Here is a 26,262-nt window from a genome sequence, read left to right as displayed (position 1 = left end):
CGTTGGTTCTTGTCACGTGGAGGAGGGGAAGATGAAGGTACGCAGCATGATCGTTGTCGCCGGTGTCGCCATGGCGTCGTCACTGGCGTGTTACGCGCAATCCGCCGCGCCCGATGCCGCGGCGCCGGGCGCGCAGGCGGCGCAAGCCGCGCCGGCGCCGGCGTCGCCGAAAGCCGCAAAGAAGGCGGAGCGCGCCGCGAACCGCGCGTTCGCGAAGAAGGTGCGCCTGGCCATCATGAAATCGCCCGGCATCGGCGATGCGCAGGTGACGGTGTTCGCGAAGGCGAAGACGGGCGAGGTGACGCTGGCGGGCGTCATCACGGACCAGTCGCAGGACCGCGCCGCGGTCGAGGCGGCGCGCGGCGTGCAGGGCGTGACGTCGGTGACGAGCAAGCTCGGGCTTCGGCTCGAAGGCGGGCAATGACGCGGCCCGCGTGACGCGCATCGCGGCACGATGCCCGGCCCGGCAAGGCGGTGGTCCGCCGGCCGGGCCTTTTTGCGTGAACGACGCGACAACGCCGCCGGTCAGGCGGTCCGTCACACCCCCCAAGCGAGGGGCTGCATTTGCGCCGCCCCGCTCCTAAGCTCGTTCCACCCGATACCCGCTCGCCGCCGATCCGGTGGCGCGGTTCGAGGTGCCGCACGCTTCGCGAAGCCCGATGCATGCCGCTGCCGAAATGCAGCCGGCGCATACCATTAGAACAACGAAAAGCTCGGTCGAAGCGGCGGCGAAGCTGTCGATCCGTCAACTGAAAATGGAGGAGACTCATGGAGTTGAATGCAAGCGCGGTCTCGCGCATTCGCGCGCACGCGACGTTTCGCGAACTGGCGGCGCGCCGCGCCCGCCTGTCCTGGTCGTTGATCGCAGGCGTGCTCGGTGCGTATTTCGCGCTGGCTGCCTGCGTGGCGTTTCGCCCCGGGCTGCTGCGTGCGCCCGTCGCGGCAGGGCACGTGACGACCGTCGGCGTGGTGGCGGCGATCGCGGTGATCGTGGTCGGCTGGGCGTTCACGTGGCTGTACGTCTGGCGCGCGAACGGGAAGTTCGAACGGCTCAACGACGCGCTGCTCGGCGAGGTGACGAAATGACGGGCCCGGCACGACTTGCGGCGGCGCTGATCGCGCTCGCGCCCGGCGGATTCGCATGGGCCGGGCCGGCCGTGGAGGGGGCGCGGCGGCAGCCGCTGAACCTCACGGCGATCGCGATGTTCATGGCGTTCGTGTGCATCACGCTCGGCATCACCTGGTGGGCCGCGAACCGCACAAAGACGGCGAACGACTTCTTCACCGCGGGCGGCGGCATCAGCGGATTCCAGAACGGCCTCGCGGTGGCGGGCGACTACATGTCCGCCGCGACGCTGCTCGGTGTCGTCAGCCTCGTCTATTCGAAAGGCTATGACGGCCTGCTCTATGTGGTGGGCTTCTTCGTCGGCTGGCCCGTGATGCTGTTCCTGATGGCCGAGCGGCTGCGCAATCTCGGCAAGTTCACGTTCGTCGACATCATCGCTTACCGGCTCGATCCGGTCAGCACGCGCTGGATGGCGGCAACCAGCTCGCTGACGGTGGTGTTCTTCTACCTGATCGTGCAGATGGTCGGCGCGGGCGAGCTCGTGCAGCTGCTGTTCGGGATCGACTACGCCTATGCGGTGGTGGGCGTCGGACTCCTGATGATCGTGTACGTGACGTTCGGCGGCATGATCGCGACCACGTGGGTGCAGATCATCAAGGCCGTGCTGCTGATGTTCGGCGGCACGCTGCTCACGGTGCTCGCGCTCGCGCATTTCGACTTCAGCTTCGAACGGCTCGCGGCGCGGGCGGTGGCGGTTCACCACGGCGGCAGCATGCTGCTCGGGCCCGGGCGGCTGTTCGCGGACCCGGTGTCGGCCGTGTCGCTGTCGCTCGCGACGGTGTTCGGCCTGTCCGGGCTCCCGCACGTGCTGATGCGCTTCTTCACGGTGCCGAACGCACGCGAGGCGAGGAAGAGCGTGTTCGTCGCGAGCACCTGCATCGGCTACATGTTCGTCGCGATGTTCGTGATCGGCCTCGCGAGCATCGTGATCGTCGGCACCGATCCGCAGTTCTTCGAAGGCGGCCGCGCGGGCGGCACGCTGCTCGGCGGCGGCAACATGGTCGCGATGCATCTGGCGCGCGCGACCGGCGGCGACCTGTTCCTCGGCTTCCTCGCGGCGGTGACGTTCGCGACGATCCTCGCCGTGGTGTCGGGGCTGGCGCTGGCCGGCGCGTCCGCGGTGTCGCACGACATCTACGCGAACGTGCTGTGCAAGGGGCGCGCGAGCGGCGACGCGGAAGTGCGCGTGACCAAATGGACGACGCTCGCGATCGGCGCGATCGCCGTGGCATTGGGCATCGTGTTCAAAGGGCAGAACCTCGCGTTCCTGGTCGCGCTGGCGTTCAACGTGGCCGCGTCGGCGAATTTCCCGCCGCTGGTGCTCTCGATGTACTGGAAGGGGCTGACGAGCCGCGGCGCGGTGTGGGGCGGCTTCGCCGGGCTCGTGTCGTCGGTCGGGCTGGTGATCCTGTCGCCGGCGGTGTGGAAGGCCGTGCTCGGGCATCCGGCCGCGATCTTTCCGTACGATCATCCGGCGCTGTTCACGATGCCGCTGGCGTTTCTCGTGAGCATCGTGGTGTCGTCGCGCGACCGGAGCCGGGCGGCGAACGACGAACGGCACGCGTTCGATGCGCAGTTCGTGCGCGCGCAGACCGGCCTCGGCGCGGAGCAGGCGGCGCGCCATTGAGCGTGCGGCGCGGCGTGCCGTGTGCATGGCGCGTTCATCAACGCTTTCCGTCTCCTGCGACGACTTGCGCGGCCTGCTGCGGCACGGGCAGCGGCGAATCGGGCGCGGCAATGGCGCTGAGCATGAAATGCAGGCTCGCGAGCGCCGCCTGGAGATGCGGCGCGCTTTGTCGTGTGCCGCTTTCCTGCGCCATCCGCCGACGCAGCGCATCGATCGCGGCCTGCGCCGCGCGCGTGGCGTCGGCGGCGCGGGCCGGCGTCGGCGCCTGGAACAGCGCCCGGATCGCGCGGCATGCCTGATCGGCGGATGCCAGCCACACGGGCGCGATATCCGATCCGGCCTGCGATGCGGCCTGTGCCATCGCATCGCGCAGGTCGATCACCGCGGAGCCGGTTTCGAGCACCGCGAGAAACCATTCGAGCGATTCGCCGATCGCCGCGCGATCGTCCTGCGAAATCGTCCGCAGTTGATACATGAGATCGCGGGTGCGGCTCTCGAAGCGCGCGCGCAGCGTCGCAAGCGCGCCGGTACAGGCGAACGCGACCTGCTCGCGCAGGTCCGCGACCAGATGCCGGCGCAGCGCGCGCATCGTCGGCGGCAGGAACAGTTCGAACGCGAGCGCCGCCATCAGCATCGACAGCACCAGCGCGATCGCGTCGTTGATGAACGAGGTCGGGTCGTATGCGACGACGTTGTCGGGGCCGGTCAGGAAGCAGAAGTAGATGCAGTAGCCGACGCCGTAGCCGGCCAGCGACGGGCGCGTCGTCAGCCAGCAGCCGAGCGCGAGCGGCGGCGCGAGCACGACGCAGAGCAGCGGGAAGCCGTCGATCGCCGGATACACGAAGAACATTACGACGAGCCCGATCGCGGACGCGCAGGCCGTGCCGATCGCCATCTGGAACGCCGTCCGGGACGGCCGCGCGGACGATGCGACGAGCGCGCAGATGGCGCCGCCATTCAGCACGAGCAGCGCGCCGGACGGCCACGCGGTCGCGATCCAGAACAGGCTGAGCACGAGCGTCAGCAGCATCGCGCGCGTGCCCGCGACGGCCGCGACGAGCGGATTGGTGCGCGGTTCGAAGCGGGCCGGCCACTGTTCGCGCGCGTGCGCGGCCGACGCGAGCGACACGCAGGTGCGCGCGTACGCGACGTAGCTGTCGACGAACCGGTCGAGCAGTTCGATCGCCGTGTCGAATTCCTGCAGCGCCGGGGCGCGGGCCGCATCGACGCGCGTTCGCACTGCGTCCGCGCGGCCGGGCAGCGCCGCCCGGAAGGCTTCGAGCGATGCGACGAGCGCTTCGGCGAACACGTGCGCGTCGTCCGGCGCGCGCTGGCGTGCCGCATCGATTCGCGCGGCCAGTTCCGACAGGCAGCCGTCGATGGCCGCCGCGGCCGGGCCGGGTTGTCCGGCGTGCAGCCGCGCGACCCGCTGGCTCAATGCGTGCAGGCGCGTCGACGCCGCCATCCATTCCGCATTGAGCCGGGTCAGGCGGCCGTTGCTCAGGCGGGTGTCCGGCGTTTCGAACACGGCGGCGCTGCGGGCCGCCTCCGAATGAACGGTTTCGTCGACCACACGCAGGTTCAGCGCTTCGAGAAAGGCCCGCTCGGTGCGCCCGCCGAGCACCGTGCGCACGTCGTCGGCGAACTGCATGAAGCCGCGCCGGTTCGCGCGATGGAGCTGCGTGCTCAGGTGCTGCGGGAAGACCAGCGCGCTGACGGCGCCCGAGCACAGGATGCCGATCGTGACCTCGGTCACGCGCGTCATGGCCGACAGGAACGCGGCGTCCGGGTGCTGCCACGACGGAATGCCGATCAGCGCGGCTGTGTAGCCGGCGAGCACGAACCCGTAGGTGCGGAAGTTGCGGTTGCGCGCGGCGCCGGCCGTGCATACGCCGATCCACAGCGCCGTCGCGCCGAGGAAGAGTTCGGGCGTCTGGCCGAACAGGCCGATCAGCACCAGCATCGCCAGCAAGCCGACCACGGTGCCGCAGATCCGGTACAGGCTCTTCGCGAGCACCATCCCGCTCTGCGGCTGCATGAGCACGAACACGGTCGTCATCGCCGTGCGCGGCATCGGCAGCTCGAGCTTCATCGCGACGCCGAGCGCCAGCAGTGCGGCGAGCAGCGTCTTGAACACGTAGAGCCACGTGACGCCGCTCGTGCGTGCCCAGTCGCGGGCGGTATCGGCGAGAGCCGAAAGCGTTTGGTTATCCGAAATGTGTGAGGGTGATTCTGGAGGCGAGGCGCGCATGAGGGGCTGGGTGCATCCTGCATGCATGATGCTGCGCGGATGCCGGTGGGCGAATTGACGGGGGGATTGTAGGGGCGCGGCAGGCGTTCGAGTGTTGCGCGTGACGTTAAACGCTTTTCCCGAATCGGGATCGACGCGGCGCGCACTTGCCGCGAGCGGCGCCGCCCGCTCCGCGGAAAACCGGCGACCACGCCGATCCGGTTTTCGCGGGCGATGCGGTGCCGGGCCGTCAGCCCTGCTTCAGCACGTCGAGCAGCGCCTTGGCCGCCAGCTCGGACGACGCGGGGTTCTGGCCGGTGATCAGCAGCCCGTCGATCGCGACGTACGGCTCCCAGTCGTTGGTTTTCGAATAGCGGCCGCCGTTCGCCTTCAGTTCGTCCTCGACGAGGAACGGCACGACGTTGGTCAGGCCGACGAGTTCTTCTTCCGAATTCGAGAAGCCGGTGACGGACTTGCCGGCGACGAGCGGCTTGCCGTCCGGCGCCTTCACATGGCGCAGCACGCCCGGCGCGTGACACACGGCCGCGACCGGCTTGGCCGTCGCGACGGCCCGCTCGATCAGCGCGATCGAATCGGCATCCTCGGCGAGATCCCACAGCGGCCCGTGTCCGCCCGGATAGAACACCGCGTCGAAATCGTCGATCGATACGTCGGACAGCTTGTGCGTGGCCGCGAGCGCCGCGCGTGCGGCGGCGTCCGCGTCGAAGCGGCGGGTGGCATCGGTCTGGAATGCGGCGTCCGCGCTCTTCGGGTCGAGCGGCGGCTGGCCGCCGGCGATGGAGGCCAGCGTGATGTCCGCGCCGGCATCCTTCAGCACGTAGTACGGCGCGGCGAATTCTTCGAGCCAGAAGCCGGTTTTCTCGCCGGTCGAGCCGAGGGTGTCGTGGGAGGTCAGGACGAAAAGCAGTTTCATGGTGTGTGTCGATGAGAGGAGGGGAATGAAAAAACGTCGTGCGGCATTGCGTCAGGCACCAGCCTGCGCGATACGCACGACGACCTTGCCGAAATTCTTGCCCGCGAGCAGCCCGATCAGTGCGTCCGGCGCGCGTTCGAGGCCGTCGACGACGTCCTCGAGCGGCGTCACGTGGCCGGCCTTCAGCCATTCGCGCATGTCGTGCAGGAACGGCTGATAGCCGCTCGCGTAGTGGTCGAGGATGATGAAGCCCTCCATGCGGATGCGCTTCTTCAGCAGCGTGTCGGTGAGGCGTGGCAGGCGATCGGGGCCCGGCGGCAATTCGCTGTCGTTGTATTGCGAAATCAGGCCGCACACCGGTACGCGCGCGCCGACGTTGAGCAACGGCAGCACGGCGTCGAAGATCGGGCCGCCGACGTTCTCGAAATAGACGTCGATGCCGTTCAGGCAGGCGTCGGCCAGTTGCCGTGCGAGGTCCGGCGCGCGCCGGTCGAGGCACACGTCGAAGCCGAGCGTGCCGGTGACGTAGCGGCATTTTTCGGCGTCGCCCGCGATGCCGACCACGCGGCAGCCTTTCAGCTTCGCGATCTGGCCGACGGCGGCGCCCACCGCGCCGCTCGCGGCGGCCACCACGACCGTTTCGCCGGGCTGCGGCTGGCCGATCTTCAGGAGGCCCGTATAGGCGGTGAAGCCCGGCATCCCGAGGATGCCCAGCGCATGCGACGGATGCTCGAGCGCCGTGCCGAGCGGCATCAGGTCGGTGCCGTCCGACAGCGCATAGTCCTGCCAGCCGCTATCGGCGAGCACGAGGTCGCCGACGGCGAACGCCGGGTGCTTCGACGCGACCACACGGCTGACCGTGCCGCCGACCATCACGTCGCCGAGCGCGACCGGCGGCGCATAGGACGGCGCGTCGCTCATGCGCCAGCGCATGTAGGGGTCGAGCGACAGGTAGAGCGTCTGCAGCAGGACTTCGCCGCTGGACGGCGCGGGAACCGCGGCGGTCTCCAGGCGGAAGTTCTGCGCGACCGGCGCGCCGGCCGGGCGGCTGGCCAGCACGAGCCGGCGATTGACTGTTTCGGGGTGTGACATGGGTGACCTCGGGATTGCGGTGTTCGCCGGGCGGTTAGGGCGCGCCGGCCGGTGCGACGCGCGGGTTCGGTTGCGCGTAAAAGTAGACCAGTCGTCTACAAGATGATCCAAAAAAAGCGCCGAATGACCTCCGACGTCCCGGCGTCCGGCTCGCACGGCGGTCCGGCATCGCCGCCCGGACGGCGGCAGGGCGATGGAGAGCCGGGAGTCGTGCCCCCTGGATGCAGGCAGCGTGGCGGTCGGGACGGTTCATGCAGCGGATCATACGTGCCAAGTAGACCAGTCGTCTAGTAAATTCCGGGCAGACGAGCCGGGCCTCCCCATTCGGGGGGCTCCGTCGCGCGGGCCATGCGGCGCAAGACGACACGCCTAGATGAACCGCAGCAGATAGATCGTGACCGTCAGCGTCGCCGCGGACGCGACACTCGACGCGACCAGCGTGGCGCCCGCGGTCGGATCGTCGATGTCGTACGCGAGGCCGAACAGGATGCCGAACGAGCCGCACGGAATCGCGGCCAGCAGCACGAGCTGCCCGGCGAGCGGCGCCGGCACCGCGAACAGCCGCACGCACAGCCACGCGAGCAGCGGCTGCACGAGATGGCCGAGCAGCAGCGCGACGAACACCTCCGCATTCAGGCGGATCGGCAGCGCGGCGAGGATCAGGCCGGTCGAGAACAGCGCGAGCCCGGCCGTCGTGCCGCCGATGATGCCGAGCGACTGGCCGATCAGGGCCGGCAGATGCCAGCCGAGCAACGAAAATGCGATGCCGGCGAGCGGCGCGACGACCACCGGCCTCGTGAACGTGTTGCGCAGCGCGTGTGTGAGCAGCGGCGCCTGCGGCTGGCGCGGGCGCCCGGCGCTTCGGGCCCGTTCAAGCAGGATCAGGCAGGCCGGCGACATCACCACCGACGCGATCGTGATCGCGAACGCGACGGTCAGCGTGCTCGACTCGCCGTACACGGCGACCAGCAGCGGCAGCCCGACCGCCGCGAAGTTCGGCATGCCGACCGTCACGGCCCGCACGGCGCGGCGGCTCGCATCGACGTGGAACACGTGCTTCGACAGCGCGAGCGATGCGAAGTACGGCACGAGCATGACGATCGTAATCACGGCGATCGGCGCGAAGTGGCTCGCGAGCGCCGCGCGCGGCATCTTCGCGGTGTAGACGAACAGCGCGAACGGCAGCGCGTAGTCGACCAGCATCGTGTTGATCGACACGATCGGCAGGTTGCCGGCGTGGGATTTCCCGGCGAAATAGCCCATTGCGATCGAAAAGAAGAACGGCACCAGTGCGTGCGCGAGTTCGGAAGTCATGGCGGGTCCGGATCGGGTAACAGGGGCGCCGCGCAGCACGGGCGCCGCTGCCACCTTGATGCGCCGGCGGCGTTTTTTGACCCCCCCGGAACGGGGGTACAGCGCGCGGCGGCGCGGCGCTATGGTGGGCGCAACGCGTCGACGGGCCGGCAGCGCGCCGGCCGACGCCGTGGGCCGGCGCGTCGTGCCGGCCATCGTTTTCGCTTCCGGAGAATTGCCATGGACAACGCATCAGGGCTGAGCAGGCAGGACGTGATCGAACGGGCCTTCGCAATGCCGCTGAATTCGCCGCCGTATCCGCCCGCGCCCGACAAGTTTCTCGACCGGCCCGCGCTGACGGTCACCTACCGCTCCGATCTCGAGCGGATCCGGCAACTGGTGCCCGAGCCGCTCGAACTGCGCGACCCGCTCGTCAGCATCGCGTTCCTGTACATGGTCGCGCCGGGCCTCGGCGACTACTACGAGATCAGCCAGAGCATTTCCGCCTATCTCGACGGCGAGGCCGTCAGCTTCCGCCCGTCGATGTACGCGGGCAACGTCAACGCGATCCTCGACGGCCGCGAGATCTGGGGGCTGCCGAAGAAGTTCGGCTCGCCGATGCTCGCGCTGCAGACCGACACGCTGGTCGGCACGCTCGACTACAGCGGCAGCCTCGTCGCGAAGGCGACGATGGCGTACAAGCATCGGGAAATGGACTTCGACCGGGCAAGACAGGCACTCACGACGCCGGGCGTCGTGCTCAAGATCATTCCGCACGTGGACGGCAAGCCACGCATACTGGAGCTCGTGCGGATCGACTACCAGGACGTCGTCGTGAAGGGTGCGTGGACGGGGCCGGGCACGCTCGAGCTGTTTCCGCATGCGCGCGCGCCGCTCGCGGAGCTGCCGGTGCGCGAGATCGTGTCGGTCACGCACACGATTTGCGATACGACGCTGCCGTACGGCAGGGTCGTCCACGATTACCTCGCCTGATGGCGAACCGAGGAGTCACTTGTCATGGTCATTGAAATCGCCCAGATCGACCTGATCGAAAACAGCGCGTCCGGATTCGAGCGCGCGGTTGCGCAAGCGAAGCCGCTGATCGAGCGTGCGCCCGGCTGTCACGGCGTGCGGCTCTATCGCGGCATCGAGCACCCCGACCGCTATCGGCTGATGGTGCAGTGGGAGAGCGTCGAATTGCACGACGCGTTTCGCCGGACCGCCGATTTCCAGCGCTGGCGCGAGCTGGCGGGGCCGTTCTTCGCCGGCCCGCCTTCGGTCGAGCATGTGAGCGAGGTTTGATGCGCCGGGTGCGGCGCCGTGCGCGAGCGCGGCGTCGACCGGCTTGGGTTCGGACATTCACGCAAGGAGATCGCGCGGTGGCGCTCACCGATATCAGCACGCAGATTCAACTGGCGCGGCGGCCGAACGGCCAGCCGGTCGTCGCCGATTTCGCAACGGTCGAGGTGCCGCTGCCGCCGCTGTCGGCCGGCGAGATCCGGGTCCGCAACGACTACGTGTCGGTCGATCCGTACATGCGCGGGCGAATGGACGATCGGCCGTCGTACGTCGAGCCGTTCAAGCTGAACGAGACGATGACGGGCGCCGCGATCGGCCGGGTGGTCGAAAGCGCGTCGGGCGACTTCTCGCCCGGCGACCTCGTGCTGCACCGGTACGGCTGGCGCGATGTCGCGCAGGCCGCGGCGGAAGACTTCGCGCGGGTGGACGAGGTGCCGGGCCTGCCGGCCAGCGTTCATCTCGGCGCGCTGGGCGCGACCGGCATGACCGCGTACGTCGGCCTGCTCGCGGTCGCGCGGCTGCGTGCGGAGGACGTCGTGTTCGTGTCCGCGGCGGCCGGCGCGGTCGGCTCGCTCGCGGGCCAGATCGCGCGCCTCAAGGGCGCCGCGCGCGTGATCGGTTCGGCCGGCAGCGACGCGAAGGTGGCGGCCGTGCGCGATCGCTACGGATACGACGCGGCGTTCAACTATCGCCGCGCGCCCGTGCTCGAGCAGCTCAGGGCGGCGGCCCCGGCCGGCATCGACGTGTATTTCGACAACGTGGGCGGCGATCATCTCGAAGCCGCGCTCGCGACGTTCAATTACGGCGGGCGCGCGGCGATCTGCGGCGCGATTTCGCGCTACGACGATGTCGGTGCGGCACCGGGGCCGCGCTTCATGGAAAACATCGTTTATCGCAGCCTGACGCTGACGGGCTTCCTGCTGCACGACTATCGGCAGTATCGCGACGCGTTCGTCGACGAGATGGCCGCGTGGCTGCGGGGCGGGCAGGTCGTGTTCGACGAGACGATCGTCGACGGCATCCGCCGCGCGCCGGATGCGTTCATCGGGCTGATGAACGGCACCAACACCGGCAAGATGCTGGTCAGGATCGCGTGAGCCGGCGGAGGGCCGGCGTGGCGTCCGGCTATCGGGCCGCCTTCGGCTTCGCTGCCGCGCTGCGTTCGCCCGGCGCGCGCACGAGCGCCACGATGGCCTTCACCGCTTCGTCCTCGATCCCCTTGATGTCCGACGGAAACCGGTTGCGCTGAGGGATCAGCACGAACAGCCCCTCGATCTGGCAGGTAATCAGCGCGGCCCTGCGCGACAGTTCGAGCGGCGTCAGGTCGGGGTTCACGTCCGACACGAACGCGCCGATCACGCGGCGCTGGAACTGGTACGCGTCCTCCACGCTCTTGCGCGCGAATTCGTGCGTGTGGGCCAGCGCCTGGATGTTCACGAACAGGCTCTGGGTCCGGGGCAGCTTGCCATCCTCGATCAGCAGCCGCACGACCTTTTCCAGCCGCGCTTCCGGCGACAGTGTCGCGTCGGTCCGGATGCCGTCGTAGGAGCGCGAATACGTCGCGATGGTTTCCGTGATGATGGCCGCAAACAGGTCTTCGCGGGACGGGAAGTAGTGCTGCAGGTTCGACAGCGCCAGGCCGGCGCTCGTCGCCACCTTGCGCATGCTCAGGCCGCCGTAGCCTTCCTTCACGAAGATGTCGATCGCGCTCGCCAGGATGCGGGCGACGGTCTGGCGCCCGCGCTCGGTCAGCGTGCGCGGGCCTTCGCCCGGCTGCGGTTCCGCAGGCGCGTCCGGTCGTCGGCCGGCGTGCGTGTTTCGTCGGGGCTTGTTCTGCTCGTCGTCGTGGCTCATCTGTTCCATCGGGATGGATGCGTTTCCTGGCGCGCCGGAATCGGTGGATTCCGGCGCTCGCGATGCGCCATTGTCGGTCAGTCGACTCATCCCGAGCAAGACGCCGTCCTGTTTTCGATCGCTGAGAACTGCGGCGGGATGCGCGGTGCGTGTTTGCGATTCACCAAAATATAGGTCGATTGGCCTATTTTCAGGATCTGACTTTGAGGTTCGCCGAGGCTGAGCGGGCCGGGAGCTTGCCGGATTCGTATCGCTCGCATGCCGGACATCGATCACCTCGTCGTGCCCCAGCTCGCGATCGATTGCCATCGCGATCCGGCTCAGTCCGCGCCGCCCATGTGCTTCAGGAACCGCCGCTGCGCGACGATCAGCTCCCGGTAGGTGAGCACCCGATAGGGCACGCCGTGGCGTGCGGCGATCGGCGCGGCGAGTGCCGCGAGTGCATCGCAGTGGCGATGGTGCCAGGTCGGGAACAGATGATGGGTCGCGTGACGGTGCAGCCCGCCGAGCCAGAACGCGAGCCAGCGCGGCTCGGGCAGCCAGTCGACGGCAGTATGCAGCCCGTGCTCGCGCCAGCCGTGCGGCAGCGGTTCGCAGTCGGGCGCGCGGTAGAACGCGACGTCGGCCCAGTGGGTGCCGAGCAGCAGCCCGACGACGAAGCACGACGCGCACATCTGCGCGAGCACGTAGGCGGCAACGACGCTGCCCCATCCGACCCCCATGCCGTGCAGGACCCAGACGGGCAGCGCAAGCATCAGCGCGAAGTGCGCGAGCTTCGCGCCGACGAACACGAGCCAGCCGCGCACGCCGGGCAGCGGGCGGTGCCGCGCGACGGGCGTCTTGCCGAGCCGATCCGACCAGTCGTAGATCCAGCCGATGTACGGCATCGACAGTGCCGCGATCAGCGGCCAATACAGGTGCTGGTAGCGATGGTGCGGGCGACGTGTCTGGAACGGCGTCTGGCACAGGAAGAAGTTTTCCTCGAGATCGAGGTCGCGGCCCTCGATGTTCGCGTACGGGTGATGAAATGCGATGTGGCGCACGCGCCAGTACGCCGGCTCGATCCCGAGCGGCACGGTGACCGCGCGCGCGATCCACGCGTTCAGCCGGCGGCCCGAGGTGGGCGATACGCGAGGCGGTCCGATCAGCGTGCCGTGCGCGGCGTCGTGCATGAAGTTGATGGCGAGCACCGCGAACAGCATCACGAACGCGACGTACCCGAGCGCGAAGCGCGCCGGGCCGCCGGCCGTCAGCGCGAAACCGCCTGCGCCAAGCGCGGCGGTCAGCAGGGCGGCGCCCTTGAGCCACTGCCGCGCGTCCGCGTAGCGGTGGTCGTCCGCCCCGCGCAGGTAGGCGGCGGATGCGGCGCGCAGCTCGGCGTCGAACGGCGGCGTGCCTTCGGGCCACACGCGGGTGGCGGGCCGCGGGTCCATCAGCGTGCTCCGAGCATCGTGCGGTGCCGCTCGCGCGCGAACAGGCAGGCGGCGCCGTGCAGTCCGACCAGCGCGACGAGCGCGCAGCCGAGCGGGTCGCGCCAGCCGAACCCGCCGACGAAGCAGAGCGGCATAGCGAGCGCCGCGGTGCTCCATGCGGCGCGCGCCCACGCGCGTCCGTCCGACAGCGCGCCGAGCGCGATCGTCTGCGCGGCGATCCAGCCGAACAGCAGCGGCTCCTGCGGCGCAGGGAACGTGCCTTGCCGGTGCACGTAATAGATGACGACCGCGAACAGCGCGAGCCCGCCCATCGCGATCCAGCCGTCGCCGAGCCGCAGCGGATCGCGCGCGGGCAGCCGGGGCGTCGCGAGCCCGAGGTAGCGCAGTAGCGGGATGTTGCTTGCCCAGAACGGGTTGTCGGTGCGCACCGCATCATGCACGCCGTAGCGGATCGGCGCGTGCGGCAGCTCGGGCTGGTAGGTGCCGAACAGCTTGTCCCAGATCAGCAGCGTGCCGCCGAAGTTCTTGTCGATGTATTCCGGGTTCAGGCCGTGATGGACCCGGTGGTTCGCCGGCGTCACGAAGAAGCGGTCGAGCCAGCCGGACCGGTAGATCGTGCCGCTATGGTTGTAGAACTGCACCGAATAGTGGAACCCGCCCACCAGCACGAACGCCTCGACGGGCACGCCGAGCACGGCGAGGCCCGCGAAGAACGGGATCGACGTGAGCGACGAGTACCAGGAATTGCGCACGCCGAGCGACAGGTTGAAATGCTCGCCTTCGTGGTGGACGACATGGACCGCCCACATCAGCGGGATCTTGTGATGCAGCCGGTGCAACCAGTAGAAGCAGAAATCCCATGCGAAGAACGTGAAGATCCACACGCCGGGCGTGCCGAGCCGGTCGACCCAGTGCAGGTTCGCGTGTGCGGACAGCCACGCGAACACCGCGACCTCGACGCCGCGGAACAGCCACAGCACGATGTGCCCGGAATTCAGGTTGAAGATCACGTCGCGCCACGGCGCGCGCTGCCCGCGCAGCCAGCGCAGGCCGGCCACGTCGGCGACGACGAGCGCCAGCATCACGGCGAGCGGTAAAGCGAACACATTCATCAGGTCAGCCTCCGGGAGAACGCGGGCAGCCTTGCGGCGAGCATCCCGCAGACGAGCGCGACGAGCACGCCCGCTGAAATGTCGAGCGCCAGGTGGCGGCGCGTCTGTACGATCGAGCAGGTGATCGCCGCGCTCCACAGCACGACGAGCGCGCTGCGCCATGGGCGGCGTGCGTCGACCAGCGCGCGTGCGGCGAGGCAGGTCAGTGCCGCGTGCAGCGACGGCAGGCAGTTCTGCGCGGAATCGCCCGCCGCGAGGAGCCGCAGCGCGACGGCGCTCGGTGACGTGCCGCCGACCGGCGGGTAATGCAGCGTGGTCGGGAACAGCACGAAGACGATGCCGGACGCGAGCGCACTGAACTGCATCGCGCGCATCAGCCACGGCACGCGCGCGGCGTCCGCACGAAGATACGCGTACGGGATCAGCGCAAAGAACGACAGGTAGAGCCACACGCCGCGCGGGTCGAACGGGACGAGCCGGTCGAGCGCGCTTTCGGCGAGCACCGTCCCGGGGCCCTGCAGGACGCCGGACAGGGTATAGGCGGCGCCGACCGCGCCCCAGCCGAGCGCCATCGCGCGCAGTCGCGGCGGCAGCGTGATCATCGCGCCTCCTTCGCGCGGACGATGCGGCGCCGCTTCTGCGTGAAGTCGCGTGCGGGCACGGCCGGGCTCAGTGTCCACGTGAGCGCGTCCGTGGCGACGCCGAGCCGCGCGAACACGTCGACGAGATGCTGCCGGCAGGCGGCGAGCGTGCCGGACGCCGCGCCGTCCGCGCCCGTGTCGACCGCGAGCGTGAGCGCGGCCGGCGCCGTCTGCGTCAGCCGGTAGTCGGCGTGCAGCGGCAGCGCCTGCGCGAGCGCCCGCGCGCACACGTCGGCGAACACGGTGCGCGGCGTCCCGTCGCGGCCGGGCAGCACCAGCATGTCGTCGCAGCGTCCCTCGATCCGCTCGATCGCGAGCGCCGGGCTGCCGCACGGGCAGGGCGCGCGGCGCACCGCGAGCACGTCGTCGAGCCGGTAGCGGACGATCGGCTGTGTGGACCGCGTGAAATCGGTGATGACCGGCACGAAGCGCGTGTCGTCGAGCCACTGCGGTTCTACGTGGAGGAATTCCTCGTTCAGGTGCAGTGTGCCGTGCGTGCACGTCGCGCCCAGGAAGCCCTCGGTCGCCTGGTAGACCTCGTCGACGCGCCCGAACGTTTCGGCCAGCAGCACGCGGTCGAGCGGCTCCAGCACTTCGGCGACCGCGATGACGCGAGCCGGGCGCACGGCCAGCCGGCCCTCGCGCACGGCGAGCGCGAGCGAGCACAGCACCTGGGCCGGCGCGACGACGATCGTCGGCCGGTACGCGTCGAGCTGCGCGACCAGCGACTCGAACGGCTCGAACAGGTCGTAGAACGCGAACGACAGCCACGGCGTGCGCACCGCCGTGTACAGCCGGTTGTTCGCGCGCAGGAACAGCGCGACCCGTTCGCGATGCAGCAGCCCCTGCGGCAGCAGCTTCGCGAGCAGCACGCCGGCCCATGTCGCGCGCTCGGCCGGGCTCGCGACGAACACGCCGCGGCTGCCGGACGTGCCCGACGACAGGCCGACGCTGTAGTGCCCGAGCATCGGGCTGAAGTCGCGCGACTGCTCGGCGCGATGCGCGCACGCGAGCACCTCGTCGAGCGTCAGCCCCGCGGTGTTCATCGTATCGAAACGCGTGAGCATCGCCGCCTTGTCCATCAGCGGCCATGCGTCGCGCGGCTGGCTCGCGTACGGCGCGAACCACGGGCTGCGCGCGAGCACGGTGCGTGCGAAGCGGTCGAGCCCGCGCGCCTGGTGGCGCTCGAGCGCCGTGCGGTCCGCGAAGCGGCGCGTGCGGGTGCGGGCGTAGGCCCACAGCAGGCGGTGCGGCTGCATCACAGTGCGCCCTCGTGCGTGAGCAGGATCGTCGCGCGGCCGCCGGCGTCGAGCCGATGCAGCCGGTCGAGCGTCGCGTAATAGGCGCGCGGATCGTCCATGATCAGGTGCGCGATCCGCGACGGTCCGCGCGGCTCGCGGTAGCCCTGCGGCGACCATGCCGAATCCGACGCGAGCAGCACCCAGCCGCTGTCGGTCGCGACGAACGCGCCGAGATGGCCCGCCGCGTGGCCGGGCAACTCGACCAGCAGGATGTCGCCTCCGGCATTCGGCAGCGTGTAGGCGTGCTCGAACGGCGCGAGTTCCGCGGGCAGCGCGACGCGCTCGAAGCTCTCGACGAAGCGCGCGCGCGTGTCGAAGTCGTCCGGCATCAGGCCCGGCACGAAGCCGCGCCTGAGCGCCGCGATGCCGCGCAGCGGGCGCGTCGCGCGCCAGCCGTCCCCGGAGCAGATCATCGGCACGTCCGGGAAGTCGCGCAGGCCCGCGATGTGGTCGCCGTGGAAGTGCGACACCACGATGCCGTCGAGATCGGCGGGCCGCAGGCCTTCGCGCGCGAGCTGCGCGGCGATCGCGTCGGCGGCGTCGAAGTACACGGGCGTCACCTTGCGGTACAGCGCGAACACGCCGCGCCGCGTGTGGTCGAGGAAGTGCGACGCGTAGCCGGTGTCCCACAGCCAGCGCCGGCCGTTCGCCTGCAGCAGGTAGCAGCGCGACGGGAACGCGCACGCGGAGAAGCCGGCGCCGCGCAGCGCGACGCAGCCGGGATGGGTGCAGTAGCCTGCTTCAAAGGCCGTAATGGTTGCCATGCGTACGAATCCAGTCCGCGGTGAGACGAATGCCGTCGTCGATCGAGAACGGCGGCCGGTAGCCGAGCAGCGCGGCGGCGCGTGCGTTGCTGAGCGTCATGTCGAAATGGAGCGCGCCGATCCCGTAGCGCGTGAGCAGCGGCTCGCGGCCGCGCACGTAGCCGCCCAGCTCGGAGACGCGCGCGAGCGCGTCCAGGAGCGGATACGGCAGCGCGCGGATCCGGTAGCGCAGCTGCAGCGCGTCGCCGAGCAGGCGCGCGAGCAGCGACGCGAGCGTGCACGGCTCGAAGTTCGTGATGTTGAACGCGGCGCCCGATGCGACCTGCGCATGCGTCGCGACCCGCAGCGCATGCACGACGTTGCCGACGTAGGTCAGGTCGACGAGCGCGGCGCCGCCGCGCGGCAGCGGCAGCACGCCGCGTCGCGCGTGCAGCAGCTGCAGGATGCGTGGCACGATCACGCGGTCGTGCGGGCCGAACAGCCCGCGCGGGCGCAGCAGCACGAAGGTCGTGCCGGGATGCGCGCCGGCGAGCGCGCACAGTTCGTCTTCGGCCTGCGCCTTGGTCGCCGCGTAGTGATTCACGAAGCGCGCGGCGCGATACGACTCGTCGATGTCGCGGTGATGCCGGTAGTCGAAGTAGATCGACGGCGTCGATACGTGCACGAAACGCGGCACGCCGCGCGCGGCGGCGGCTTGCGCGAGCCGGCGGGTCGCGGTCACGTTCGACGCGACGAAGTCGTCGCGCCGGCCCCACGGCGACGACAGCGCCGCGCAGTGCCACACCGCGTCGACGTCGCGCAGCAGCGCGTCGGCCTGCGCGTCGTCGAGCGTTGCGAGTTCCGCCGGCACGAACTCCGCGCCGGCCGCGCGCAACGCGTCGCCCGCTTCGAGATTGCGGCCGGTTGCCCGCACGGCGCGGCCGTCCGCCAGCAGTGCGTCGACGGCGTTGCGGCCGAGCCCGCTCGTCGCGCCGGTGACGAGGATCTTCATGCGACGAGCACCATTCCGCCCACCGTCAGTCCGGCCGCGGTGCCGATCAGCAGCGCGCGGGTGCCGCGCGTGAAGCGTCCCTGCTCGATCGCTTCGTGCAGCGCGGTCGGGATCGATGCCGCGACCTGGTTGCCGTGCTGCGCATAGATGTCGACGAGCGAGTCGGGGCGCATGCCGAGACGCTTGCGAATGTGTTCCATCGCGAGGTGGCTCGCCTGATGCGGGATCACGACGTCGACGTCGCGCGCTGCGCGCGCGTTGCCGCCGAACAGCTGCTCGAGGAAGCCGCCGATTACCGTCGACGCGAGCCGGAACACGCGCTTGCCGTCCATCCGGAACAGGTAGTCGGCCGGCTCGGCGCCGTTGCGTGGATTGCGGCGCGTGCCGCCCGCCCGAATCTCGCAGAACGCGTTGCCGGCGGGATAGGTTTCCATCCGGAATGCCTCGATGCCGGTGGCCGCATCGCCGCGCTCGACGATCGCGGCGGCCGCGCCGTCGCCGAAGATCAGCGATGCTTCCGGGTCGTTCCAGTCGATGCCGCGCGACGCAAGGTCCGACGCGACGATCGCGATGCGCCGGTACGCGCCGCTCGCGAGCAGGCTCGCCGCGACCTGCAGCGCGACGACGAAGCTCAGGCAGCTCGCGTTCACGTCGAACGCGGCGGTGCCGGCCGGCAGCCCGGCCGGCCCGAGAATCCGGCTCGCGGTGCTGGGCAGCGCCTGCTCGCCGACGCCCGACGCGGACAGCAGCAGGTCGATCGACGCGGGGGCGACCTGGCCGCGGTGCAGCGCGTCGCGCAGCGCGGCCGCGGCAAGCCCGGATTGCGTTTCGGCATCTTCGGCGTAGTAGCGGACGTCGATGCCCGACTTCTTGCGCGAGAAACCCGGCGGGTGCTTGAGCAACGCGTCAAGCGCGCTGGACGAGACGCGCCGCGACGGCAGCGCCTTGCCGGTGCAGATGATCTGGATGGGCAGCATGGCGGGGAACGGTGGAAGCGGGATGCGCGCGGTCATGCGTGAACGCGGCACGCGATTCTCGGCCTTGAAAGGCGATGACGGACTTCGGCGGAATGGATATCAGGCGCAAAGTATTCGATGAAACAGGGCGCCTTTCTTTCTCTCGGTTTGATTATCATTTTGAACGTTATTGCGCTATTCCATGGACGGATTCGAATATCGATCCGCCCGTGGCCTGCGCCTTTAAAGCAGGGCAACCGTGGCCGGCCCACGTCGCTTGCAGCCGGGACGCGATACGGCAAGCGGTCCGCATGCTAACAAAATCGGTCGCTTTCAGGGCGGCGTAATTGAAAAAGTTCACCTTTCGGTACTTTCCGGTGCGCAGTGTGATGCTCGTGAAAATCCGCGCGTTGAAATGGTCCGGCGTCGCACGTGAAATCAAGTCGATCGAAAATTGCGAGGAATCTGTGACGCCTATTCGGCTCTTTGCATGAGACCTGCAAGATCGCGCCGTGCTGATGAGTCGCGATATCGAGCCGTCGCTGCCTTTTCCCGATAATGGGGTGCAGGCCTTTGCGGGAAGCACCCGTTTCTCGTCTCGGACCGGGCGGCGAGTCTTGCCCGCTTCTGCCGCGGTTCGCCACCGCCCCCTGCCGGGTAATACCGATACAGGTATTGCCACTACCAGCCAAACCACTGTTTTTAATGGGTTTTTTCGCGCTTTGCCTGCGCCGGAGCGCGATCTGCGTGGCATAATCGACCGCATCCGCAAGCCTTGAAGTCACAACGACCCCGCATACCCATGGCACAGACGCTCTACGACAAACTGTGGAATTCCCACGTGGTCCACACCGAGGAAGACGGCACGACATTGCTCTATATCGACCGTCAGCTGCTGCATGAAGTCACGAGCCCGCAGGCGTTCGAAGGGCTGAAGATGGCGCAGCGCCCGGTGTGGCGCATCAGCGCGAACCTCGCCGTGTCGGACCACAACGTCCCGACCACGGATCGCAGCCATGGCATCGCCGATCCGGTCTCGAAGCTGCAGGTCGACACGCTCGACGCGAACTGCGACAGCTTCGGCATCACCCAGTTCAAGATGAACGACGTGCGCCAGGGCATCGTGCACATCATCGGGCCCGAGCAGGGCGCGACGCTGCCGGGCATGACGATCGTGTGCGGCGATTCGCACACGTCGACGCACGGCGCGTTCGGCGCGCTCGCGCACGGCATCGGCACGTCCGAAGTCGAGCACGTGCTCGCCACGCAAACCCTGCTGCAGAAGAAGAGCAAGAACATGCTCGTGAAGGTCGAGGGCCAACTGCCGCGCGGCTGCACCGCGAAGGACATCGTGCTCGCGATCATCGGCAGGATCGGCACCGCGGGCGGCACGGGCTACGCAATCGAATTCGGCGGCTCGACGATCCGCGCGCTGACGATGGAAGGCCGGATGACGGTCTGCAACATGGCGATCGAGGCGGGTGCGCGCGCCGGCATGGTCGCCGTCGACGATACGACGATCGACTACCTGAAGGGCCGTCCGTTCGTGCCGACCGGCGCGGAATGGGAGCAGGCCGTCGAATACTGGCGCCAGTTCAAGTCGGACGACGGCGCGCAGTTCGACAGCGTCGTCGAGCTGAACGCGGCCGAGATCGTGCCGCAGGTCACGTGGGGCACGTCGCCGGAAATGGTCACGTCGATCGACGGCCGCGTGCCCGATCCGGAACGCGAGAAGGATCCGGTCAAGCGCGACGCGATGGAGCGCGCGCTGGCCTACATGGCGCTCGAGCCGAACACGCCGATCGAGGCGATCGCGGTCGACAAGATCTTCATCGGCTCGTGCACGAACGCGCGCATCGAGGATATTCGCGCGGCCGCGTACGTCGTGAAGAAGCTCGGCCGCCGCGTCGCGTCGAACATCCGCCTCGCGATGGTCGTGCCGGGCTCGGGCCTCGTGAAGGCGCAGGCCGAGCGCGAAGGGCTCGACAAGGTGTTCACGGAAGCAGGCTTCGAATGGCGCGAGCCGGGCTGCTCGATGTGCCTCGCGATGAACGCCGATCGCCTGGAGCCGGGCGAGCGCTGCGCATCGACGTCGAACCGCAACTTCGAAGGCCGGCAGGGGCAGGGTGGCCGCACGCACCTCGTCAGCCCGGCGATGGCGGCCGCGGCCGCCATCGAAGGCCATTTCGTCGACATTCGCAAGCTGGGGTGACGCGTGAACGCATCGATCATCGGCCGGCTGGCCGGCATGCTGGCACTGGCGGGGCTCCTGTTCGGCCTCGCGGGCTGCAACACCGTCGCGGGCTTCGGCCAGGACGTGAACGCGGCCGGCAATGCGATCAAGCGCGCCGCCGAGTGACGCGCGGCGCCGGAACCTTGTCGACGTGCGCCGGCTGAGTGCCGGCCCACCCATCGGATAGACGGATCATGGAAAAATTCATTGTGCATACCGGCGTCGTGGCGCCGCTCGATCGCGAGAACGTCGATACCGACGCGATCATCCCGAAGCAGTTCCTGAAGTCGATCAAGCGCACCGGCTTCGGCCCGAACGCATTCGACGAATGGCGCTACCTCGACCACGGCGAGCCGGGCCAGGACAACTCGAAGCGTCCGCTGAACCCGGACTTCGTGCTGAACCAGCCGCGCTACCAGGGCGCATCGGTGCTGCTGGCGCGCAAGAACTTCGGCTGCGGCAGCTCGCGCGAGCACGCGCCGTGGGCGCTGCAGCAGTACGGCTTCCGCGCGATCATCGCGCCGAGCTTCGCCGACATCTTCTTCAACAACTGCTTCAAGAACGGCCTGCTGCCGATCGTGCTGACCGAGCAGCAGGTCGATCACCTGTTCAACGAGACGTACGCGTTCAACGGCTACCAGCTGACGATCGATCTCGACGCGCAAGTGGTGCGCGCGCCGGACGGCCGCGAGTACGCGTTCGACGTCGCCGCGTTCCGCAAGTACTGCCTGCTGAACGGCTTCGACGACATCGGCCTGACGCTGCGTCACGCCGACAAGATCCGCCAGTTCGAGGCCGAGCGGCTCGCGAAGCAGCCGTGGCTGAACAACAAGCTGGTCGGCTGACACCATCCTTGCGGCGGGCGTGCACGGCGCGCCCGCCGTCCCGCATTCAATACCCATCCAGTCAGGAATAACGCATGAAGATTGCAGTGCTGCCCGGCGACGGCATCGGTCCGGAGATCGTCAAGGAAGCGGTGAAGGTGCTGAACGCACTCGACGAGACGTTCGCCCTCGAGGAAGCGCCGGTCGGCGGCGCGGGCTACGAGGCGAGCGGCCACCCGCTGCCGGACGCGACGCTGAAGCTCGCGAAGGAAGCCGACGCGATCCTGTTCGGCTCGGTCGGCGACTGGAAGTACGACTCGCTCGAGCGCGCGCTGCGCCCCGAGCAGGCGATCCTCGGCCTGCGCAAGCATCTCGAGCTGTTCGCGAACTTCCGCCCGGCGATCTGCTATCCGCAGCTCGTCGACGCGTCGCCGCTGAAGCCCGAGCTGGTCGCGGGCCTCGACATCCTGATCGTGCGCGAGCTGAACGGCGACATCTACTTCGGCCAGCCGCGCGGCGTGCGCGCTGCTCCCGACGGCCCGTTCGCCGGCGCGCGCGAGGGGTTCGACACGATGCGCTACTCGGAGCCGGAAGTGCGCCGCATCGCGCACGTCGCGTTCCAGGCGGCGCGCAAGCGCGCGAAGAAGCTGCTGTCGGTCGACAAGTCGAACGTGCTCGAAACGTCGCAGTTCTGGCGCGACATCATGATCGACGTGTCGAAGGAATACGCGGACGTCGAGCTGTCGCACATGTACGTCGACAACGCGGCAATGCAGCTCGCGAAGGCGCCGAAGCAGTTCGACGTGATCGTCACCGGCAACATGTTCGGCGACATCCTGTCGGACGAGGCGTCGATGCTGACCGGCTCGATCGGCATGCTGCCGTCGGCGTCGCTCGACAAGAACAACAAGGGCTTGTACGAGCCGTCGCACGGCTCTGCGCCGGACATCGCGGGCAAGGGCATCGCGAACCCGCTCGCGACGATCCTGTCGGCCGCGATGCTGCTGCGCTACTCGCTGAATCGTGCCGAGCAGGCCGATCGCATCGAGCGCGCGGTGCAGACGGTGCTCGAGCAGGGCTATCGCACAGGCGATATCGCGACGCCGGGCTGCAAGCAGGTCGGCACGGCGGCGATGGGCGACGCGGTGGTTGCGGCGCTGTAAGAAATATGTAAAGGGTGCGAACGCGGCCGAAGCAATGGCCCGTTCGTGCCGGGTTGGCCGTTGTGCGGCCAGACAGGTTTGTGTAGACTCGAACGATGGCGCTGATTTCCCTGATCTCCCCGGTCCTGAAAACCCACGGCAACACTGCCCGTGCGGTTATGCGCGCCATCGTCATCACGAAAACCATTACCACGAAAACGATCATTAAACGCTGATCGTCCGTCGTGCCCGCCTTTTTCCCCGCGCGGTCACGCCGGGGGCGGAAATGGCGGGGAAGCTCCATTCAAAGGGTTAGTCATGAACGTAGGTCTCGTAGGTTGGCGCGGCATGGTCGGCAGCGTCCTGATGCAGCGCATGCAGGAAGAGGGCGATTTCGACCTGATCGAACCGGTGTTTTTCAGCACCAGCAACACGGGCGGCAAGGCGCCGTCGTTCGCGAAAAACGAGACTACGCTCAAGGACGCGACCAACGTCGACGAGCTGAAGAAGTGCGACGTGATCATCACGTGCCAGGGCGGCGACTACACGAACGACGTGTTCCCGAAGCTGCGCGCGGCCGGCTGGAACGGCTACTGGATCGACGCGGCGTCGTCGCTGCGGATGAAGGATGACGCGGTCATCATCCTCGATCCGGTCAACCTCGACGTGATCAAGGACGCGCTGGTCAAGGGCACGAAGAACTTCGTCGGCGGCAACTGCACGGTCAGCCTGATGCTGATGGCGCTCGGCGGCCTGTTCCGCGAGAACCTCGTCGACTGGATGACCGCGATGACCTACCAGGCCGCATCGGGCGCGGGCGCGCAGAACATGCGCGAGCTGCTGTCGCAGATGGGCGCGCTGAACGGCGCGGTGCAGGAGCAGCTCGCCGATCCGGCGTCGGCGATCCTCGACATCGACCGCCGCGTGCTGGCCACGATGAACAGCGATGCGATGCCGACCAGCCACTTCGGCGTGCCGCTCGCGGGCTCGCTGATTCCGTGGATCGACAAGGATCTCGGCAACGGCATGTCGAAGGAAGAGTGGAAGGGCGGCGCGGAAACCAACAAGATCCTCGGCAAGCCGGCGATGGGCGAGCCGGGCTCGATCCCGGTCGACGGCCTGTGCGTGCGGATCGGCGCGATGCGCTGCCATTCGCAGGCGCTGACGATCAAGCTGAAGAAGGACGTGCCGCTCGACGAGATCAACGGCATCCTCGCATCGGCGAACGACTGGGTGAAGGTCGTGCCGAACGAGCGTGAAGCGTCGATGCGCGACCTGTCGCCGGCGAAGATCACCGGCACGCTGACGGTGCCGGTCGGCCGCCTGCGCAAGCTCGCGATGGGCGGCGAATACCTGTCGGCGTTCACCGTCGGCGACCAGCTGCTGTGGGGCGCGGCCGAGCCGCTGCGCCGCATGCTGCGCATCCTGCTCGACAAGTAAGCCCGACAGGGGCATCCGGCCCGTGGGCCGGATGGTCCAAGCAAGCGCGCCGCGCCGGTCGTGACGATGTCACGGTCCGGCGCGGCGCGTTTTTCATGGGCGCGTCAGCGCATGTTCAGCACCGCCTGGTCGACGGCCTGCTGCGTCTTGATCGTCTGCGCGTTCGCCTGGTAATTGCGTTGCGCGGTGATCAGGGCGACGAGCTGGGTCGTCAGGTCGACGTTCGAGTTTTCCAGCGCACTGCCCTGCAGCGTGCCGTGGTTCGTGCTGCCCGGCGCGGAGATCTGCGGCACGCCCGACGCGGAACTCTCGGCGTACTGGTTGCCGCCGATGTTCACGAGGCCGTTCGGGTTGTTGAAGTTCGCGAGCGCGATCTGGCCGAGCACCGCGCTCTGGCCGTTCGAGTAGTTGCCGGACAGCTTGCCGTCGGCGCCGATCGAGAAGGTCGTCAGCGTCCCGCTCGCGAAGCCGTCCTGCGCGAGGTTGTTCACGCCGTTCTTGCCGCCGTACTGGGTCGTGCCGTTCAGATCGAGCGTCAGCGGCTGCGGCGTCGCGGAGCCGCCGGTGGCCGGGATCGTGAACTGGAACTGGCCGGTCGAGCCGGTGACGGGCGCCGCAGGCGTCGTGCTCGCGATCTGGCCCGACGTGTTGAACGCGACGGTGCCGAGATTGGTCGGCGTCTGGCCCTTCACACCCGCATACGCCTGCCACGTGCCGGCCGGCGCCGCGCTCTTCACGAAATACATGTCGACCTGCTGCGCGCCGCCGAGCGAGTCGTACACCTGGATCGACGTCGAGTAGTTGTACGTCGTGCTGTCCGTCGCGGAGAACGGCGCCTTGGCCGGCACCTTGTCCTGCGAGTTCAGGTTGAACTGGCCGGTGATCCTGGTCGTCGCGGTGGGCGCGAGGTTGGTGGTCGGCGCCTGCATCGGCACGGTTGCCGCGGTGTTGATCACGCCGCCCGCGGCCGCGCCGTAACCCATCAGGTTGCGGCCATGCGAGTCGACGATGAAGCCGTTCTTGTCGCGATGGAACGTGCCGTCGCGCGAATACGTGACCACGCCGTTGTTCGACATCTGGAAGAAGCCGTTGCCGTTGATCGCGACGTCGAGCGCGTTGCCCGTCGTGTTGATCGTGCCCTGGCCGAACTGCTGATCCACCGACGCGAGCCCCGAGCCGATGCCGATCTGGGTGTTGACCGACGTCGCGACCGAGTTCGCGTACATGTCGGAAAAATGCGCGCGACTTTGCTTGAAGCCCACCGTGTTCGCGTTCGCGATGTTGTTGCCGATCACGTCGAGATTGTTCGACGCCCCGGCCAAACCGCTCAAGCCTTGCTGATAGCCCATGTTCGGTCCCCGTAACGAGCTGGTAAATAAATGCAGTCGTGCGACTGCGCGGTAATACTCCCTTGATTTGTCGTGGCGTCAGTCCGACTGATCGGTCATGGTCGGATTGCGCTGATTTTTATTTGAAACAGATCGTAATGTTGGTCGTTCGGGGATTTGTGTAAATTTGTGTAATGTGGGCGAATTGCAAACGAAAGGTCGTTTTTTTGAAGGAATCCGGGCGCGATGATGGGCTTGTAAGCCTTGCTGGGCGGGGTGTTTCGTAGGATGAATGGTCAATTCTCCGATTAGAGGCGGGAATTGCCTTCTGATCGATCGATTGGAAATAATTGGAATGTGATTCGTTGCGCGGCGCGGGATTTATTTGAATTTTCGGCCGTGATTTTATTAACGGCAAGCGCGGCGAATTATTGATGGTGGCGATGGTGTTTTATTCTCGGACTACAGATTTTGTGCTGGCGGTTTGGGGCAGGCCCGGTGCGCGCGATACGACGCCGGCCGCGCGACATGCCCGGCGCAAAAACGTGAAAGCCCCGAACCGTTTCATGGCCGGGGCTTTCTTGCATCGATTCCTTTGGCACGAGGAGAGGATGCGCTGCGGAGCAAAGGCGGATGGAATCG

The 26,262-nt window shown here is 68.3% G+C and carries 26 protein-coding genes; 13 read left to right on the top strand and 13 right to left on the bottom strand.

The features are described from left to right. Positions 1-31: 31 nt before the first annotated feature. From HWY45_RS01365 to actP, 3 genes are all read left to right on the top strand, one after another. Positions 32-424 carry a BON domain-containing protein gene (locus tag HWY45_RS01365; RefSeq protein WP_059566022.1) on the top strand — a complete coding sequence of 131 codons (393 nt, stop codon included), beginning with the start codon at positions 32-34 and terminating at the stop codon, positions 422-424. A gap of 344 nt (positions 425-768) precedes the next feature. After that, a complete protein-coding gene (locus tag HWY45_RS01360) occupies positions 769-1,086 on the top strand; it encodes a DUF485 domain-containing protein (protein WP_059884304.1) in 318 nt (105 codons plus the stop codon). Then, positions 1,083-2,753 carry a cation/acetate symporter ActP gene (gene actP, locus HWY45_RS01355; protein WP_059884303.1) on the top strand — a complete coding sequence of 557 codons (1,671 nt, stop codon included), beginning with the start codon at positions 1,083-1,085 and terminating at the stop codon, positions 2,751-2,753. Before HWY45_RS01360 ends, actP begins: the two co-directional genes overlap by 4 nt. Before the next feature lie 37 nt (positions 2,754-2,790). Here the strand turns inward: actP and HWY45_RS01350 are convergent, their stop codons facing one another. From HWY45_RS01350 to HWY45_RS01335, 4 genes are all read right to left on the bottom strand, one after another. Beyond that, positions 2,791-5,004, bottom strand: coding sequence for an FUSC family protein (locus HWY45_RS01350; protein ID WP_059884302.1), 2,214 nt, complete (start codon positions 5,002-5,004; stop codon positions 2,791-2,793). Positions 5,005-5,233: 229 nt separating this feature from the next. Then, positions 5,234-5,917, bottom strand: a complete 684-nt coding sequence (locus tag HWY45_RS01345) for a type 1 glutamine amidotransferase domain-containing protein (RefSeq protein ID WP_059884301.1) — start codon at positions 5,915-5,917, stop codon at positions 5,234-5,236. 51 nt (positions 5,918-5,968) lie between these two features. Next, positions 5,969-7,009 carry an NADP-dependent oxidoreductase gene (locus HWY45_RS01340; protein ID WP_059884300.1) on the bottom strand — a complete coding sequence of 347 codons (1,041 nt, stop codon included), beginning with the start codon at positions 7,007-7,009 and terminating at the stop codon, positions 5,969-5,971. A 369-nt stretch (positions 7,010-7,378) separates the two neighbouring features. Beyond that, complete coding sequence (locus tag HWY45_RS01335; RefSeq protein WP_059884299.1) at positions 7,379-8,323, bottom strand: AEC family transporter; 945 nt, start codon at positions 8,321-8,323, stop codon at positions 7,379-7,381. Between the two features lie 219 nt (positions 8,324-8,542). On the opposite strand from HWY45_RS01335, the gene HWY45_RS01330 reads away from it, so the two are divergent. The 3 genes from HWY45_RS01330 to HWY45_RS01320 all read left to right on the top strand — a co-directional run bounded on the left by HWY45_RS01330 (position 8,543) and on the right by HWY45_RS01320 (position 10,698). Further along, positions 8,543-9,295: an acetoacetate decarboxylase gene (locus HWY45_RS01330; RefSeq protein ID WP_347468739.1), complete on the top strand. Its 753-nt coding sequence runs from the start codon at positions 8,543-8,545 to the stop codon at positions 9,293-9,295. 24 nt (positions 9,296-9,319) lie between these two features. Beyond that, positions 9,320-9,604 carry an antibiotic biosynthesis monooxygenase family protein gene (locus HWY45_RS01325; RefSeq protein ID WP_059884298.1) on the top strand — a complete coding sequence of 95 codons (285 nt, stop codon included), beginning with the start codon at positions 9,320-9,322 and terminating at the stop codon, positions 9,602-9,604. A gap of 77 nt (positions 9,605-9,681) precedes the next feature. Then, positions 9,682-10,698, top strand: a complete 1,017-nt coding sequence (locus tag HWY45_RS01320; RefSeq protein WP_196482920.1) for an NADP-dependent oxidoreductase — start codon at positions 9,682-9,684, stop codon at positions 10,696-10,698. Between the two features lie 28 nt (positions 10,699-10,726). Here HWY45_RS01320 and HWY45_RS01315 read toward each other — a convergent pair whose 3' ends face one another. Genes HWY45_RS01315 through HWY45_RS01280 form a run of 8 tightly spaced genes read right to left on the bottom strand, consistent with a single transcriptional unit; the run spans position 10,727 to position 18,674 of the window. Further along, positions 10,727-11,764, bottom strand: coding sequence for a TetR/AcrR family transcriptional regulator (locus HWY45_RS01315; protein WP_081069874.1), 1,038 nt, complete (start codon positions 11,762-11,764; stop codon positions 10,727-10,729). A gap of 11 nt (positions 11,765-11,775) precedes the next feature. Further along, positions 11,776-12,888, bottom strand: a complete 1,113-nt coding sequence (locus tag HWY45_RS01310) for a fatty acid desaturase family protein (protein WP_059884296.1) — start codon at positions 12,886-12,888, stop codon at positions 11,776-11,778. Then, positions 12,888-14,000 (bottom strand): sterol desaturase family protein, encoded by a 1,113-nt coding sequence (locus HWY45_RS01305; RefSeq protein WP_059884295.1) that lies wholly within the window; start codon positions 13,998-14,000, stop codon positions 12,888-12,890. The genes HWY45_RS01310 and HWY45_RS01305 overlap by 1 nt, the downstream gene beginning before the upstream one ends. Continuing rightward, entirely contained in the window at positions 14,000-14,602 is a 603-nt protein-coding gene (locus tag HWY45_RS01300) for a phosphatase PAP2 family protein (protein ID WP_059884294.1), read from the bottom strand. The genes HWY45_RS01305 and HWY45_RS01300 overlap by 1 nt, the downstream gene beginning before the upstream one ends. After that, on the bottom strand, positions 14,599-15,900 hold the full coding sequence (locus tag HWY45_RS01295; protein WP_059884293.1) for a F390 synthetase-related protein: 1,302 nt from the start codon (positions 15,898-15,900) through the stop codon (positions 14,599-14,601). The genes HWY45_RS01300 and HWY45_RS01295 overlap by 4 nt, the downstream gene beginning before the upstream one ends. Further along, entirely contained in the window at positions 15,900-16,706 is an 807-nt protein-coding gene (locus tag HWY45_RS01290) for an MBL fold metallo-hydrolase (RefSeq protein WP_059884292.1), read from the bottom strand. Before HWY45_RS01290 ends, HWY45_RS01295 begins: the two co-directional genes overlap by 1 nt. Continuing rightward, positions 16,684-17,697, bottom strand: coding sequence for an NAD-dependent epimerase/dehydratase family protein (locus HWY45_RS01285; protein ID WP_059884291.1), 1,014 nt, complete (start codon positions 17,695-17,697; stop codon positions 16,684-16,686). The genes HWY45_RS01290 and HWY45_RS01285 overlap by 23 nt, the downstream gene beginning before the upstream one ends. Next, positions 17,694-18,674 carry a 3-oxoacyl-[acyl-carrier-protein] synthase III C-terminal domain-containing protein gene (locus HWY45_RS01280; protein WP_196483095.1) on the bottom strand — a complete coding sequence of 327 codons (981 nt, stop codon included), beginning with the start codon at positions 18,672-18,674 and terminating at the stop codon, positions 17,694-17,696. The genes HWY45_RS01285 and HWY45_RS01280 overlap by 4 nt, the downstream gene beginning before the upstream one ends. Positions 18,675-19,171: 497 nt before the next feature. On the opposite strand from HWY45_RS01280, the gene HWY45_RS01275 reads away from it, so the two are divergent. The 7 genes from HWY45_RS01275 to asd all read left to right on the top strand — a co-directional run bounded on the left by HWY45_RS01275 (position 19,172) and on the right by asd (position 24,292). Continuing rightward, complete coding sequence (locus HWY45_RS01275; RefSeq protein ID WP_150998211.1) at positions 19,172-19,432, top strand: hypothetical protein; 261 nt, start codon at positions 19,172-19,174, stop codon at positions 19,430-19,432. Positions 19,433-19,455: 23 nt separating this feature from the next. Further along, complete coding sequence (gene leuC, locus HWY45_RS01270; protein WP_059808516.1) at positions 19,456-20,865, top strand: 3-isopropylmalate dehydratase large subunit; 1,410 nt, start codon at positions 19,456-19,458, stop codon at positions 20,863-20,865. Positions 20,866-20,901: 36 nt separating this feature from the next. Further along, positions 20,902-21,012: an entericidin A/B family lipoprotein gene (locus HWY45_RS01265; protein ID WP_059566047.1), complete on the top strand. Its 111-nt coding sequence runs from the start codon at positions 20,902-20,904 to the stop codon at positions 21,010-21,012. A gap of 68 nt (positions 21,013-21,080) precedes the next feature. Then, complete coding sequence (gene leuD / locus HWY45_RS01260; protein WP_059884290.1) at positions 21,081-21,731, top strand: 3-isopropylmalate dehydratase small subunit; 651 nt, start codon at positions 21,081-21,083, stop codon at positions 21,729-21,731. Positions 21,732-21,805: 74 nt separating this feature from the next. Continuing rightward, positions 21,806-22,873, top strand: coding sequence for a 3-isopropylmalate dehydrogenase (gene leuB, locus HWY45_RS01255; RefSeq protein WP_059884289.1), 1,068 nt, complete (start codon positions 21,806-21,808; stop codon positions 22,871-22,873). Between the two features lie 95 nt (positions 22,874-22,968). Next, on the top strand, positions 22,969-23,088 hold the full coding sequence (locus tag HWY45_RS01250) for a hypothetical protein (RefSeq protein ID WP_059884288.1): 120 nt from the start codon (positions 22,969-22,971) through the stop codon (positions 23,086-23,088). An 82-nt stretch (positions 23,089-23,170) separates the two neighbouring features. Continuing rightward, positions 23,171-24,292: an aspartate-semialdehyde dehydrogenase gene (asd, locus tag HWY45_RS01245; protein WP_059566036.1), complete on the top strand. Its 1,122-nt coding sequence runs from the start codon at positions 23,171-23,173 to the stop codon at positions 24,290-24,292. Positions 24,293-24,396: 104 nt separating this feature from the next. On the opposite strand, the gene flgE is transcribed toward asd, so the two are convergent. Further along, positions 24,397-25,641, bottom strand: a complete 1,245-nt coding sequence (flgE, locus tag HWY45_RS01240; RefSeq protein WP_059884287.1) for a flagellar hook protein FlgE — start codon at positions 25,639-25,641, stop codon at positions 24,397-24,399. Between the last annotated feature and the right edge of the window lie 621 nt (positions 25,642-26,262).

The sequence above is a fragment of the Burkholderia stagnalis genome, assembly GCF_902830275.1.
GTDB lineage: Bacteria > Pseudomonadota > Gammaproteobacteria > Burkholderiales > Burkholderiaceae > Burkholderia > Burkholderia stagnalis.
The sequence above is the reverse complement of the archived record's forward strand: the minus strand, read 5'-3'. Positions and strand labels throughout refer to the sequence as shown.